Annotated in this window: 14 protein-coding genes; 1 reads left to right on the top strand and 13 read right to left on the bottom strand. The window is 31.3% G+C overall.

From position 1 onward, the window contains the following. Nucleotides 1–80 precede the first annotated feature (80 nt). From D7I45_RS03295 to D7I45_RS03265, 7 genes are read right to left on the bottom strand one after another with little or no spacing between them, the layout of a single operon-like run. A complete protein-coding gene (locus D7I45_RS03295; protein WP_120784334.1) occupies nucleotides 81–299 on the bottom strand; it encodes a YozE family protein in 219 nt (72 codons plus the stop codon). A 12-nt stretch (nucleotides 300–311) separates the two neighbouring features. Next, a complete protein-coding gene (locus D7I45_RS03290) occupies nucleotides 312–908 on the bottom strand; it encodes a YpmS family protein (protein ID WP_120784333.1) in 597 nt (198 codons plus the stop codon). 11 nt (nucleotides 909–919) lie between these two features. Further along, complete coding sequence (locus D7I45_RS03285) at nucleotides 920–1,804, bottom strand: GDSL-type esterase/lipase family protein (protein ID WP_162924079.1); 885 nt, start codon at nucleotides 1,802–1,804, stop codon at nucleotides 920–922. Between the two features lie 58 nt (nucleotides 1,805–1,862). Further along, nucleotides 1,863–2,357, bottom strand: a complete 495-nt coding sequence (locus D7I45_RS03280) for a dihydrofolate reductase (protein ID WP_120784331.1) — start codon at nucleotides 2,355–2,357, stop codon at nucleotides 1,863–1,865. Between the two features lie 12 nt (nucleotides 2,358–2,369). Then, complete coding sequence (locus D7I45_RS03275; protein ID WP_120784330.1) at nucleotides 2,370–3,320, bottom strand: thymidylate synthase; 951 nt, start codon at nucleotides 3,318–3,320, stop codon at nucleotides 2,370–2,372. A gap of 10 nt (nucleotides 3,321–3,330) precedes the next feature. After that, a complete protein-coding gene (locus D7I45_RS03270; protein WP_120784329.1) occupies nucleotides 3,331–5,238 on the bottom strand; it encodes an ABC-F family ATP-binding cassette domain-containing protein in 1,908 nt (635 codons plus the stop codon). 15 nt (nucleotides 5,239–5,253) lie between these two features. Beyond that, complete coding sequence (locus D7I45_RS03265) at nucleotides 5,254–6,453, bottom strand: CCA tRNA nucleotidyltransferase (protein ID WP_120784328.1); 1,200 nt, start codon at nucleotides 6,451–6,453, stop codon at nucleotides 5,254–5,256. Between the two features lie 98 nt (nucleotides 6,454–6,551). Between D7I45_RS03265 and D7I45_RS03260 the strand changes: the two genes are divergently transcribed. Continuing rightward, nucleotides 6,552–7,388, top strand: coding sequence for a site-specific integrase (locus D7I45_RS03260; RefSeq protein WP_120784327.1), 837 nt, complete (start codon nucleotides 6,552–6,554; stop codon nucleotides 7,386–7,388). Here D7I45_RS03260 and D7I45_RS03255 read toward each other — a convergent pair. The 6 genes from D7I45_RS03255 to D7I45_RS03230 form a co-directional block, all read right to left on the bottom strand. Beyond that, nucleotides 7,385–8,647: a tetratricopeptide repeat protein gene (locus D7I45_RS03255; RefSeq protein ID WP_120784326.1), complete on the bottom strand. Its 1,263-nt coding sequence runs from the start codon at nucleotides 8,645–8,647 to the stop codon at nucleotides 7,385–7,387. The two genes, D7I45_RS03260 and D7I45_RS03255, sit on opposite strands and share 4 nt — an antisense overlap. Before the next feature lie 81 nt (nucleotides 8,648–8,728). Continuing rightward, nucleotides 8,729–9,004, bottom strand: coding sequence for an HU family DNA-binding protein (locus tag D7I45_RS03250; RefSeq protein ID WP_120784325.1), 276 nt, complete (start codon nucleotides 9,002–9,004; stop codon nucleotides 8,729–8,731). A gap of 166 nt (nucleotides 9,005–9,170) precedes the next feature. Then, nucleotides 9,171–10,478 (bottom strand): ribosome biogenesis GTPase Der, encoded by a 1,308-nt coding sequence (gene der / locus D7I45_RS03245; RefSeq protein ID WP_120784324.1) that lies wholly within the window; start codon nucleotides 10,476–10,478, stop codon nucleotides 9,171–9,173. A gap of 77 nt (nucleotides 10,479–10,555) precedes the next feature. Continuing rightward, a complete protein-coding gene (gene rpsA, locus D7I45_RS03240) occupies nucleotides 10,556–11,773 on the bottom strand; it encodes a 30S ribosomal protein S1 (RefSeq protein ID WP_120784323.1) in 1,218 nt (405 codons plus the stop codon). Nucleotides 11,774–11,850: 77 nt separating this feature from the next. Then, the gene (gene cmk / locus D7I45_RS03235; RefSeq protein ID WP_120784876.1) at nucleotides 11,851–12,531 is read right to left on the bottom strand and encodes a (d)CMP kinase; all 681 of its coding nucleotides are present in this window, start codon (nucleotides 12,529–12,531) and stop codon (nucleotides 11,851–11,853) included. A gap of 15 nt (nucleotides 12,532–12,546) precedes the next feature. Beyond that, complete coding sequence (locus D7I45_RS03230) at nucleotides 12,547–13,095, bottom strand: LysM peptidoglycan-binding domain-containing protein (RefSeq protein ID WP_120784322.1); 549 nt, start codon at nucleotides 13,093–13,095, stop codon at nucleotides 12,547–12,549. Nucleotides 13,096–13,114: the final 19 nt, after the last annotated feature.

Genomic DNA, 13,114 nt, shown 5'->3' with positions numbered 1-13,114 from the left:
CGCTCCTATTCTACTTATCAACCTAATTGTACTATACTTACCATCAAAAAATGAACCTAAAAAAGTTCTAGGTTCATTTTTTAATGTGTATTATTTTTAAAATCTAACCAAGCATCATCAAAAATTGTCATACTTGGCAAGTAAGAGGCATTTTCCTCTAAATACTTAGAAATTTCATCATAATCAACTGATTGTTTAGGAAAAGACTGATCATAGAATGCGTTATTTGCAAATTGTGCAATTGGATCAGTACTTTTAGTATTTCTTTCAGTCATTAAATAACGATAAAAACTGTGCATATAATCTCCTTCTTACTGATTAGGAATTAATACTTTAAATTTAAAATTACCATCACCAGACATGTCAATTTTATCTGCTCTATATGATAATTTATTCTTGCCACCTAATTTATTTACATGAAGGATAATTTTACCAGATTTACCATCTAATTCAACCCATTTAGGTACTTTATAATGTTTACCTACATAAGAAATAACAAACTTAGGTGGTATATTTAATTCACCGACTTCCAAACCGGTTGCTTTTAACTCTACATCCCCATTGTCCAACAATTCTGGGTTTAACGTAAGTATATAGCCTACCTTAGAACCTAACACTTTAATTTTTCCATAAACATAGGCATGATTTGATACCCAAAATTTATAGTTCATATTATTATTTTTGTGTTCAAATTGTTTTAAATAATAACTAGAAATAGAATTAAGCTGGTTTTTATCTAGTGAAACGGATATTGGTGTATCATCGTTTTTACTATTATATCCCTTACTAGGATTAATAACGTTTCCATGAATTTGTACCCAAATAAATCCGAATCCAACAATTATAGCTATTACTAGAGTAACAAATAAATATTTAAATAATTTTCTTTCCTTAGCATTGGTCTTCATCTAATTACCTCTTAACCCCAATCGTTAAATTTATTTATCTTAGAAAATAACTGATTGGTCATATAATTATAACCCAAATTATTAGGATGGAAATGATCCTTAGGAGAAATATAATCATTTATTTCTCCGTTAGCATTAGATAATTTATTTACGTCAAAAGGACTAGTATCTTGGTTCATATCCCTTAATTTACGTTGCTTTTCTTTAGTATTGTACTGTCCATATGATAAAAAGCTAATATCTACAAAATGCATTTTATAATTATTAGCAATTTGATTTTGCGTAATATCATTTATTTGTCCTACATATTCATTTATTACAGATACATTGGCAAAGTAAACATAGATTGGATTATAAATACCAAAAATATATACAGGAGCTTTATTATTATACTTTCTAATATTTTTTAAAAGTATGCTCAAATTATCTTTATATTTTTGTACTTCTCTATCCATGTTTTTTTCAAAGGTATCATGTGAATCTACTAAAGCATTTTTTTGCAAACCTTGTAGCAAATCATTTCCACCTACAGTAAGTGTAATTAAATTAGCTTTTTCTAACTGGCTAGACAAATTATTAGTATTATTATTAATTCGTTTGTTTATTTGGTCACTTCGTTGTCCAGCTATCCCGTAATTATAAGTAGTTATTTTTTTGAATCCATTATCTTTTAATTTATTTTGGATTCTAGAAACGTAACCACCTTTATTAGTTGGATCACCAACACCTTGTGTTAATGAATCCCCTAATGCTACTATCTTAAGGTCCTTATTTTTGATTTTTTCTATTTTCGCAGCATTATTATTTTCATTAGAATGATACTTAACATATCCTACGGAAGATACGCACACTATTAATATTAAAAATAACAATAAAAGACTAAATTTTTTCTTCATAATACATATTCCTTTACAAAAAAGGTTATGGAACACCATAACCTTTTAATTAACACAATTAATCTTTTCTTTTGTAAATTTCAAAACGATGAGGATAAATATTCTTATCATCCACATGTCCTTGCTTTACAGTTTCTAATGTAAAATCATCATAGTTAATTGAAGGCATTTTAGTGTCACCTTTAAAATCATAATCAATAACTGTTCGATATAATTTGTCTACATATGGCATTAATTCTTCAAAAATTTTTGCTCCACCAACTACGAAAATTTCCTTATCAGAAAATTTCTTAGCGAATTTTAGAAATTCATCAACTTCATGAAATACTACCACATCATCAGGAAATTCATCTTTACTTTGACTAGTCAAAACCATGTTTAAACGATTAGGTAAGGGACGTTTAAAGCTTTCATAAGTAGTTCTTCCAGCCAAAATAATTTGATGGATAGTATTTTCTTTAAAATACTTCATATCAGCGGGTAAATGCCATGGTAAAGTTCCATTAGCCCCAATAATATGATTATGAGATTCAGCCCACAAATAAGAAATCATAATATTCCTCCATTAAACAGCAACTGGTGCTTTAATTGGATCATGATGCTTGTAATCAATTACTTTAATATCATCCATATCGTAATCAAAAATACTCTTTTTATCGGGATTTAACCATAACTTAGGTGCATCATATGGCTTTCTGGATAATTGTTCTTTAACTTGTTCGATATGGTTAGAATAAATATGTGCATCACCTAAAGTGTGTACAAATTCACCTGGTTCTAAGTTACATTCCTTAGCAATCAATGAGGTAAGCAATGCATAACTTGCAATGTTGAATGGTACACCTAGGAAAATATCACCTGAACGTTGATACAATTGACAACTTAATTTGCCATCGTTTACATAGAATTGGAACATAGTGTGGCATGGTGGTAAAGCTACATTAGGAGTATCTTCAGGATTCCATGCTGTAACGATTAATCTTCTAGAATCTGGATTAGTTTTAATTTGTTCTATGACATTCTTAATTTGGTCTATAGTTCCACCTGTAGTAGTTTTCCATTTACGCCATTGGCTTCCGTAAACTAGACCTAAATCACCATATTTTTTAGCAAAATCATCGTCTTCTACTATTCTCTTGCAGAACTTTTTCTTTTCGTCTAAATAAACTTTCTTAAATTCAGCATCTTTTTGAGAACGTAGACCAAAATCAGTCATATCAGGACCATTGTATTCATCAGAATTGACCCACTTTTCAAAAGCCCATTCATCCCAAATATGATTTTTATGTTTTAGAAGAAATTGTATATTAGTATCTCCTCTTAAGAACCATAGTAATTCACTCTTAATTAAGCCAAATGGAACTTTCTTAGTGGTTAGCAATGGAAAGCCTTTGCTTAAATCAAAACGCATTTGGTATCCAAAAGTACTAATTGTTCCAGTCTTGGTACGGTCATCTTTACGGTGACCATTTTCCAAAACGTATTTAGCCATATTTAAATATGCATCTTCTAACATGTCTTTACCCCTATTCCATAAATTCGCTTAGGTATTCCCAGCGATCCATTTTTTGTTCAGATTCTTTATTTAGTTTATCAATTTCTACCTGAGTATCAGCTAACTTATCGTAGTCATTACCAAAACTAGTCATTTGATCTTTCAAATCACTAATCTTTTCATCAAGCTCTTCGATTTCTTTTTCTAATTTATCGAACTCAATTTGCTCAGCATATGTTAACTTTTTCTTCTTAGGTTTTTCTTGATTATCTTCTTTTATTTTACCTGAACTTTGCTTGTTTTGTTTCTTATTTGAATCATCCTTAGCTTCTTTGCTTTCTTGCTTTTGATTCTTCAAATAATCTGTAAACATCCCTACATGACGTTCAATCTTACCATTTCCATCGAAAATCAAAAGACGATCAGCCACTTTGTCTAGGAAGTATCTATCATGAGATACAGTAATAACTGTACCATTAAAATGACTAATGTAATCTTCCAATACAGTTAATGTAGATATATCCAAATCATTAGTAGGTTCGTCCAATAATAATACGTTAGGTTGTTGCATTAACAACTTAAGTAAATATAAACGACGCTTTTCACCACCAGATAATTTTCTAATTAATGTACCATGCATAAACTTAGGAAATAAGAATTGTTCAAGCAATTCAGTAACACTAATTTTATTTCCAGTATCATCCGTTACGTGTTCACCTACATCAGTAAGGTAGTTTATAACTCTCTTATCATCAGGTATTTCTTCCGTTTGTTGAGTATAATAAGCCATCTTGACGGTTTCACCAATTTCTAGTTCACCACTATCTAGTGGTAATCTTTCAGAAATGACGTTTAATAGTGATGATTTACCAGCACCATTTTCACCGCTAATACCAATACGTTCATTTCTTTGAATTAATTCACTGAAATCTTTCAAAATAGTTTTATTATTCAATGATAAATTGGCATGTTTTAACTCGATAACTTTTTTACCTAATCTTTGTTGTCCCAAGGTAATATCAATGTCTTCATCTGTTTGTAAATTACCAACATTTTCTTTTAATTCATTAAAACGATTAATTCTAGCTTGTTGCTTAGTACTACGTGCTTTAGCACCTTTCTTCATCCAAGCTAACTCTTGTTTATATAGTTTTTGTCTCTTATGTTCAGATGCTACTTCGCGATCTACTCTTTCCGCTTTTTGTGCTAAATAATCTTGGTAATTACCAGTATATTCATATAAATTACCAAATGATAATTCCCAAATTTTATTTGCGATTTGATCTAGGAAGTATCTATCGTGAGTTACAAATATTAATGCACCCTTGTATTTTGCTAAATATTCTTGTAGCCATTCAATAGAATCAAAATCTAAGTGGTTAGTAGGTTCATCCAAGATAAGTAAATCAGGTGATTGAATTAATACTTGAGCTAGTCCCACACGTCTCTTTTGACCACCAGATAGTGTTCCTACCTTTTGATTAACGTTTTTAATTTTTAATTGAGTTAGAATGGTCTTTACATCATTTTCAGCATTCCAAGCATCCTCTTCATTCATCTTAGCTTCTGCTTCCATATATTGGCGTTCAGCTTTAGGATCTTCAGGATGGTTAGAATAATTATCTAAAGTTTGTTCATATCTTCTAATGGTGCTAAAAATATCTTGTGTTCCAGCAAATACCGCTTCCAAGATACTTAAAGAATCATCTAACACAGGTTGTTGTTTTAAATAACCAATGCTATATGTTTTAGAAGTAATGATATCACCTGTAGAATCAATATCATTTTGAGATAAAACATTTAATAAAGATGTTTTTCCACTTCCGTTGGTACCTATCAAACCAATTCGATCATGCTCATTAATAATAAAGCTTAAATCTTTAAATAAGGTTTTTTCACCATATGTTTTTGTTAGAGACTCTGCTCTTAACGTTTGCATTTAATTATCACTCTCTCAAATTTTTTTAGCTTCTTGCATTAAAACTTCTGTTTGATTATCAACTTTTCCTTGAACAACCAAATGTTCTAATTCAAACAAAATATTTCCTAATTGAGGACCAGGTTTACAAATGCCATTTTTTATTAAGATTCCACCATTAATAGCTAATTCTTTTTTACTCTTAATAGTTAATGCATCGTAATCGTTAATTAATTGTTCATCACTTACGTCAAATCCATAAAAACTTGCAATATGGTTAGCAGCAAGTAATAAATCAATTCCTGTCTCATACATTTGCCATTTGTTTAAATCATTCTTTTGTAAATGATTAATCGCAGCACAACACATTTCAGTTTGTTTAATTACATCATTGGATGCTTTCCATTTTTTCAATAAATGATGAATTTGTTCACTATCCAATTGAAAAGCAAAAGAAATCAATGACCAAACTTCAATTTCACTGTTTAGTTTAAGATTATTCAATTTAGATATAGAAATTAAATCATCCCTATGATCACCAAAGACCGGAATGTATTTATACATATCTGTTTTAACCATGTCTAATAACCCTTGCTTAGGTCTTTTAGCCATCATCATTTTAACAAATTCTGTATATATTCTTTCTATTGCAATCTTGGACAATAATTTACTATGCTTATGAATAGCTTCTAATGTGTTAGACTCTATATCAAAATCTAACTTACTTGCGAATCTAACCGCTCTCATCATACGTAATGCATCTTCATTAAATCGTTCACTGGGATTGCCCACTGCTCTAATCAAGTGATTATGCATATCTTCTAATCCGTTAAACAAATCAGTTACTTCACCATTTTCTCGCATGGCAAATGCATTTATAGTGAAATCTCTTCTTTTTAAATCTTCAGACAAAGATCTAACAAATGTAACTTTGTCTGGACGACGATAATCTTGGTATCCAGATTCTGTTCTAAATGTAGTTATTTCGTAACCTTTTTTGTTATGTAGCACCATCACTGTACCATGTTCGATTCCAGTATCTACAGTGTGATTAAAAAGACTTTTAATTTCTTGAGGATATGCACTACTTGCAATATCGACATCATGAATTTTTCCGCCTAAAATGGTGTCACGAACACTTCCACCAACAAAATAAGCTTCAAATCCTGCTTTTTCAATTTTTTGCATGACAGGACGTGCTTTTTCAAACTCGTTCGGTAATTTTTCTATTTTCATTTTTATACCTACCTCAATCATTCTATATTAAATATTACCAGATTAAGACCACAACTTTCAATAAACTAATAAATTATAAATACAAAGGAGATTTAATAATGACTAAACCAAATAATTATCCATATCAAGATAGTTTTGAAAAATATCTAATTAATAAACAACTATCTGAAATTACTATACAAGAATATTCTAAAACACTAATGGATTTATTTAACTATTTATCTAATTTTAATTTAGCCTATCAAAAAGATCATAGAGTTAATAATTTATTTAATCGTGATATTGAAAATTATCTTGCTATGGCACAAGAAAAACGCCAAATCAATAACAACACTTATAATAAAATTTTATCTCACATTAACGTTTATTTCACTTTCTTATTCACTCACCATCTTAATTCTAATCTTCCTACAATCGATGTGGAAAGTCATAAACATACTGATAAACCTCATATTAATCTAGACTGGTTATCCAATATAGATAATATCTTGCAAAATGATAACCTTCATTTCTATACTAGAATGACCATTTTACTCATCAGTAAGGGATATAAAGTTGACGAAATTTTACAACCTAACTTCTACAAACAGCTTTCTAATTTAAAACTATCACACGCAGAAAAATCTTTTATTCAAGAATTCAATAATTTTATTCAACCCATTCAGGAAAAGCAAAACAGCAAAGACATTTTCTTAAAACAACGCCTTTCCTCTAATCCACACATTACTACTCCTGGATTGCATAAATATCTAAAACCTAGTGAACAAATACTTGGATTCTCTCTTAGTCCATCCAACTTATTTCAATCTTACGTAGTAAATTATATACAAAAAAATCCAAACCTAAGCAATTTAGAATTATCTAATTACTTAAATTTGGATTTATCTTCCGTTGTATATTATAAAAAATTAGTCCAACAGATTAATCAAAATTAATCATCCCTGTATTCGTCTAATAAATATGCAGCTTCGTCATCATTTGGTTCTAGTTCAACATATTTACGCAATAATTGAGATGCATTATCTTGATCACCATATTCTCTACATAACAATGCAGCTTGTTTTAAGAAAGTAGCATTGTCTGAGAAGTATGGTTTTGCAGCAATATAATTTTTGTGTGCTTCTTTTAAGTTATCTAACTTATCATATGAAATTGCTAGATTCCAATAGAATTGTGGATCTAATTCATGATTATCTAGATATCTATCTAATAACTTAATATTTTCTTCATAGTTTTCTTGGTTAACTAATAAATTGGATAACTCAAGAACTATTTCGATGTCATCTGGATTTATTTCATTACCCTTACGTAAATAACTTAATGCTTCATCATTTTTAGCAAGTTTTAAGCCTTCACGAGCAGCTAATAAATATAATTTTTCATTATATTCATCCACTCCTAGACCTTCTTGCAATGCACGATATGATTCTTCTTGTTTATTAACCTTATCTAACGCTTGTCCTAAATATGGATAAAGAGTAGCGTATTGTGGATCACTATCTCTTAATTCTTTGAAAATATCAATTGCGCGATCATATTCTTTTAATTGTAGGTAGGTAAAGGCAGTTTCAAACTTAACATCGGAATTCATATCAATAGTTTTGATTTGTTCTAAGTATCCAATTGCGTTTTCAAACTTACTATCATTTGCATAAGAAATACCAATTCTTTCGACTAAATTAACAGCTGAAATATTAGTAATCCCCTTCTTAATCAATGAAAGATATACTGGGATAGCTTTATTATACTCACCCATATTGTATAGTAATTCAGCTAACGCAAAAGATACTACTTCTTCGTCAGGAGCTATTTTTTTAGCTTCTAAGAGTTTTTCTTTGCTTACTTCAAATAGTCCTTGAGTTTGGTATAAATCAGCTTGTACCATCAAAGATTGAAGATATGCAGGTGAATCTGAACTAATCTCACTTAATTTTTCCAATGCTTCATCAGTATTACCTTCACTAATTAATATATCAGCAATATCTGTTCTTAATTCATCTTCATCAGGAAACTTTTTTAAAAGCTTTTCATAAAGTTCTTTAGCTTGATCAGTAAATCCATAAGAATACAATTCCTCTGCTAAAGAATATAGAAGTTCATCATTATCATGGTGTAAGGCTAAATTATATTGTTTATTAAATTCATCTATTTTTCCAGCTTCTAGCAATTCTAGTGCTTTTTCAGAGTAACTCAATACTATCACTCCCATTAAATTATACTTAAAAAGGCTAGTTCGACAACTGTCGGACCAGCCTTTTTAAAAGTAATACTGTTATTATTTAACAGCGTCCTTTAAAGCTTTACCTGGTTTGAATGCAGGTACTTTGCTTGCAGGAATTTGAATTTCTGCACCAGTTTGAGGGTTACGTCCCTTACGAGCAGCACGTTGACGTACTTCGAAGTTACCAAAACCGATTAGTTGTACCTTTTCACCCTTAGCTAAGTTGTCTTGAACTGATTCGAATACAGCATCAACAGCTGAAGTTGCATCCTTCTTAGTTAAACCAGTTTTTGCAGCTACGCTACTTACTAATTCTGCCTTGTTAGCCATGTATTTCACCTCCCAATAATTCGAAAGATAAAAATCTCTCGAAATACGTGATCACAACAATTAATGTCATTACACTTATTCAAAATATCACATAAACGCCCACAATTCAACAATTTTATTACATTTTAACTTACATTTAGTTAAAAAAATGTGCTAATTTTGAAGATTATTTACGTTTTCTAGTAATGATTTTAATAGGTGTTCCCATAAAATCAAATTGCTCTCTAATTTGGTTTTCTAGATATCTACTGTATGAAAAATGCATTAATTCTACATCATTAACAAATACAACAATAGTAGGTGGTTCACTCTTAACTTGAGTTGCATAGTAGATTCTAAGCTTCTTACCATTAATACTTGGTGTTGGAGTCATAGCAATAGCATCCATTAATACATCATTCAATGCAGATGAAGAAATACGTTTTGCATGGTTAGCATGTACACGTTTAATTAACGCTGGTATCTTGTTTAATCTTTGCTTAGTTAACGCGGATACAAACAAAATAGGCGCATATGATAGGTATTGGAATTGACTTCTGATACCTGCTTCAAATTCACGTTGTGTACTGCTGGTTTTCTTTAGTGTATCCCATTTATTTACGATGATAACAACACCTTTACCACCTTCATGAGCATATCCAGCAATACGCTTATCTTGTTCACGAATACCTTCTTCGGCATTTAATACTATTAAAGCAACGTCACTATTATCAATTGCCTTCATAGCACGTAATACAGAATAACGTTCAGTATTTTCATATACTTTACCACGTTTTCTTAATCCTGCAGTATCCACCATAGTGAAGTCTTGACCATCACTTGTAAATTCTGTATTTATAGCGTCTCTGGTAGTTCCGGCTACGTTAGATACAATTACACGATTTTCACCTAAAATGGCATTAACCAATGATGATTTTCCAACATTAGGACGTCCAATTAAACTGAAACGAATATTATTATCATCACTATTATCAGTTTCTTCGGAGAAGTTCTTAATTACTTCATCCAACAAGTCACCCAATCCTAATCCGTGGGCACCTGAGATAGGGTATGGATCTCCTAAACCTAGTGAATAGAAATCATAAATGTTAGCACGGCTTTCAAAGTTATCTACTTTGTTTACTGCTAATACAACTGGTTTATTAGTACGGTATAACATTCTAGCTATATAATCGTCAGCATTAGTTATACCTTCCTTACCATTAACCATGAAAATAATTACATCGGCTTCTTCCATGGCAACTTCTGCTTGAGCCTTAATTTGTTTTACAAATGGTTGATCACTAATTTCAATACCACCAGTATCGATCATACTAAATTCATGACCTAACCATTCACCATGTGAATATATTCTGTCTCGAGTAACTCCAGGGGTATCTTCAACGATAGAAATTCTTTCCCCCGCAATTCTATTAAATATTGTTGATTTTCCGACATTAGGACGACCAACAATTGCAACTGTAGGTAAACCCATTCAATTCACCCTTTCTTTTCTTAATTAAAAAAATATCCTTCAAAAATAATGAAGGATATTTTTAAAGATTATAGTAATTATTGATTATCTTCGTCTAATCCTTTACCAACAATGTCACCTAAAGTGAAACCATTTTCTTCTTCAGGAGCATCTTCGGTAGCGTTATCAGTAGTTTCAACATTATCACTTGAATCTTTTTCATTTTCTTCTTCTGGTTCAAGAGCTCTTAATGATAGAGCTAAACGTTTTTCTGCTGGGTTAACATCTAGAACCTTAGCATCAACAACTTGACCAACCTTTAATACATCAGAAGGTGTATTAACATGCTTGTGTGAAATTTGTGAAATGTGAATTAATCCTTCAACACCAGGAATTACTTCAGCAAAGGCACCAAAGTCAACAAGACGCTTGATAGTTACTTTAACTGTACTACCTTTAGGTGCTTTTTCTTCAACAGTATCCCATGGTTGTGGCATAGTTTGTTTGATTGATAATGAAATACGGCCACGTTCTTCATCCATAGCGATAACCTTAACTTTAACATCTTGACCGTTCTTTAGAACGTCTGATGGTTTGTTTACTCGTTCGTATGAAATTTCAGAAACGTGAACTAATCCATCAACACCGCCAAGATCAACGAATGCACCAAAATCAGTCATACGAGCAACTTTTCCTTCTACAACGTCACCGACGTTTAAGTTACTCATAACTTTTTCACGTGCTTCTTCTTCGTTCTTAGCAACAACTTCACTGTGTGATAGAACTAATCTGTTCTTTTCTGGAACAATTTCAACAATCTTGCATTCGAATTGTTGTCCATTGTATTGGTTTAAGTTTCTTACAAAATGATTAGTAATCATTGATGCAGGGATAAATCCACGAACACCAGCGTCAACTACTAAACCACCACGTACAGCATTTTTAACTGTAACGTTAATAGTTTCATCATTTTCAGCTTTAGCTTTTAGTTCGTCCCAAACTTTACGTTCTTCTAGACGACGGATTGATAGAAGAAAACTTCCGCCTTCTTTGTCATCACCAATACGTGAAACTACAACAAATTTACCCTTGTCTCCAACTTTAAATTTGCTTTCTACATCATCAACTGGTTGTGATGATAATTCACGACGAGGAACAACTCCTTCTACACCTGAATTATCGATACCAATAATTAATTGATGATCATTGTCAATGGCTAAAATTTCACCACTAACAACTTCGTTAATTTCAACTTGGTCCACACTATCCAAGGCTTTTAATAAATCTTTGTTTGTTTGTTCATCTGATTCACTCATCTGATATTTCCTCCTTGAGACTACTATACTTAATATTTTAGACTATGTTATTAATAAAATCTAGTTTAATGATTAAATTATACAGATTGTTTTTTAACAATTTCATTAGAAATAGCATTCACTACATCTTCAATTGACATTGAAGTTGTATCAATTTCCTTAGCATCATCTGCTTTGGTTAAAGGTGAAACCTTTCTATGAGAGTCTTTGTAATCTCTTTCTTCAATTTCTTGCTTTAATTTTTCTAATGGAACATGAATGCCCTTTTCAGCGTTATCCTTAAAACGGCGTTCAGCACGTTCATCAACACTAGCAATTAAAAAGATTTTAACTTTAGCATCTGGTAAAACTGTAGTTCCAATATCGCGGCCATCCATAACAATGCCACCGGCAGCAGCAATTTGTTGTTGTCTATTTACTAATTCTTTTCTAACACCACTTAAACTAGCAACTGTTGAAACATTATTTGTAACGTTTTCTTGACGTATGTCGTTAGTAACTTCTTCACCGTCAACAAAAACTTTTTGTTGTTTTTCACCAGGTTTAAAAGTAATCTCAGTATTAGCTAACATTTTCAATATGGAAGCTTCATCATCTAATTTATACCCATTGCGCAATGCTTTCAAGGTTGTTGAACGATACATAGCACCTGTATCACAATAAACATAAGAAAACTTTGCAGCAACTAGCTTAGCTACAGTACTTTTTCCTGCTGATGCAGGTCCATCAATAGCTACTTGTAATTTTTCATCATTCATATTAACACCACTCAACTATCTTACTCTAATTTTTTGGTTTGCAGTTACATGATTTTCATTATTCAAACCATTAATCTTCATTAAGTCTTGAACTGATACACCATATCTTCTTGATACTTGGTATAAATCAGTCATACCATCTTGTCCAATAACAGCGTATCCACTGTTTTCATGAGAACTTTGAGTATTGTTATTGGTGCTTGATGCTTGTGATGATGCACTTGCAGCATTACTGTTGTTTTGTTCTTTATCCTTAGAAACAGTAGATGCTGAATTACTGCTCATTGATGAGCTTGATGACATCATAGATGAACTACTTTTGGCAGCTTTTTTACTCTTACTAGAACTGCTGCTAGATACTACACTAGAGCTGGAACTAGTAGTTTGATTTCCATTACTATTAACGTCATTATTACTTGGACTGCTAATCATCCCGTAAGCTAACGCACTTAGCCCAATTACCACAAGAATTGTAATCAAAAGAATAGCAACTAATTTGTGGTTTCTGTGCTTTTTTCTTATTTCCATTCGTGAGAATGAATTATTATCGTCGTTATTATTCAAAATAATGACCTCCTATTAA

The organism is Apilactobacillus bombintestini (assembly GCF_003627035.1).
Classification (GTDB): Bacteria; Bacillota; Bacilli; order Lactobacillales; family Lactobacillaceae; genus Apilactobacillus; species Apilactobacillus bombintestini.
This window is presented reverse-complemented; position numbering and strand designations above follow the sequence as displayed.

Bases quoted from the DNA above. Each gene is read 5' to 3' on its own strand.
- D7I45_RS03295 (WP_120784334.1), bottom strand. From the start codon at position 299: ATGCACAGTTTTTATCGTTATTTAATGACTGAAAGAAATACTAAAAGT.
- D7I45_RS03290 (WP_120784333.1), bottom strand. From the start codon at position 908: ATGAAGACCAATGCTAAGGAAAGAAAATTATTTAAATATTTATTTGTT.
- D7I45_RS03285 (WP_162924079.1), bottom strand. From the start codon at position 1,804: ATGAAGAAAAAATTTAGTCTTTTATTGTTATTTTTAATATTAATAGTG.
- D7I45_RS03280 (WP_120784331.1), bottom strand. From the start codon at position 2,357: ATGATTTCTTATTTGTGGGCTGAATCTCATAATCATATTATTGGGGCT.
- D7I45_RS03275 (WP_120784330.1), bottom strand. From the start codon at position 3,320: ATGTTAGAAGATGCATATTTAAATATGGCTAAATACGTTTTGGAAAAT.
- D7I45_RS03270 (WP_120784329.1), bottom strand. From the start codon at position 5,238: ATGCAAACGTTAAGAGCAGAGTCTCTAACAAAAACATATGGTGAAAAA.
- D7I45_RS03265 (WP_120784328.1), bottom strand. From the start codon at position 6,453: ATGAAAATAGAAAAATTACCGAACGAGTTTGAAAAAGCACGTCCTGTC.
- D7I45_RS03260 (WP_120784327.1), top strand. From the start codon at position 6,552: ATGACTAAACCAAATAATTATCCATATCAAGATAGTTTTGAAAAATAT.
- D7I45_RS03250 (WP_120784325.1), bottom strand. From the start codon at position 9,004: ATGGCTAACAAGGCAGAATTAGTAAGTAGCGTAGCTGCAAAAACTGGT.
- der (WP_120784324.1), bottom strand. From the start codon at position 10,478: ATGGGTTTACCTACAGTTGCAATTGTTGGTCGTCCTAATGTCGGAAAA.
- rpsA (WP_120784323.1), bottom strand. From the start codon at position 11,773: ATGAGTGAATCAGATGAACAAACAAACAAAGATTTATTAAAAGCCTTG.
- cmk (WP_120784876.1), bottom strand. From the start codon at position 12,531: ATGAATGATGAAAAATTACAAGTAGCTATTGATGGACCTGCATCAGCA.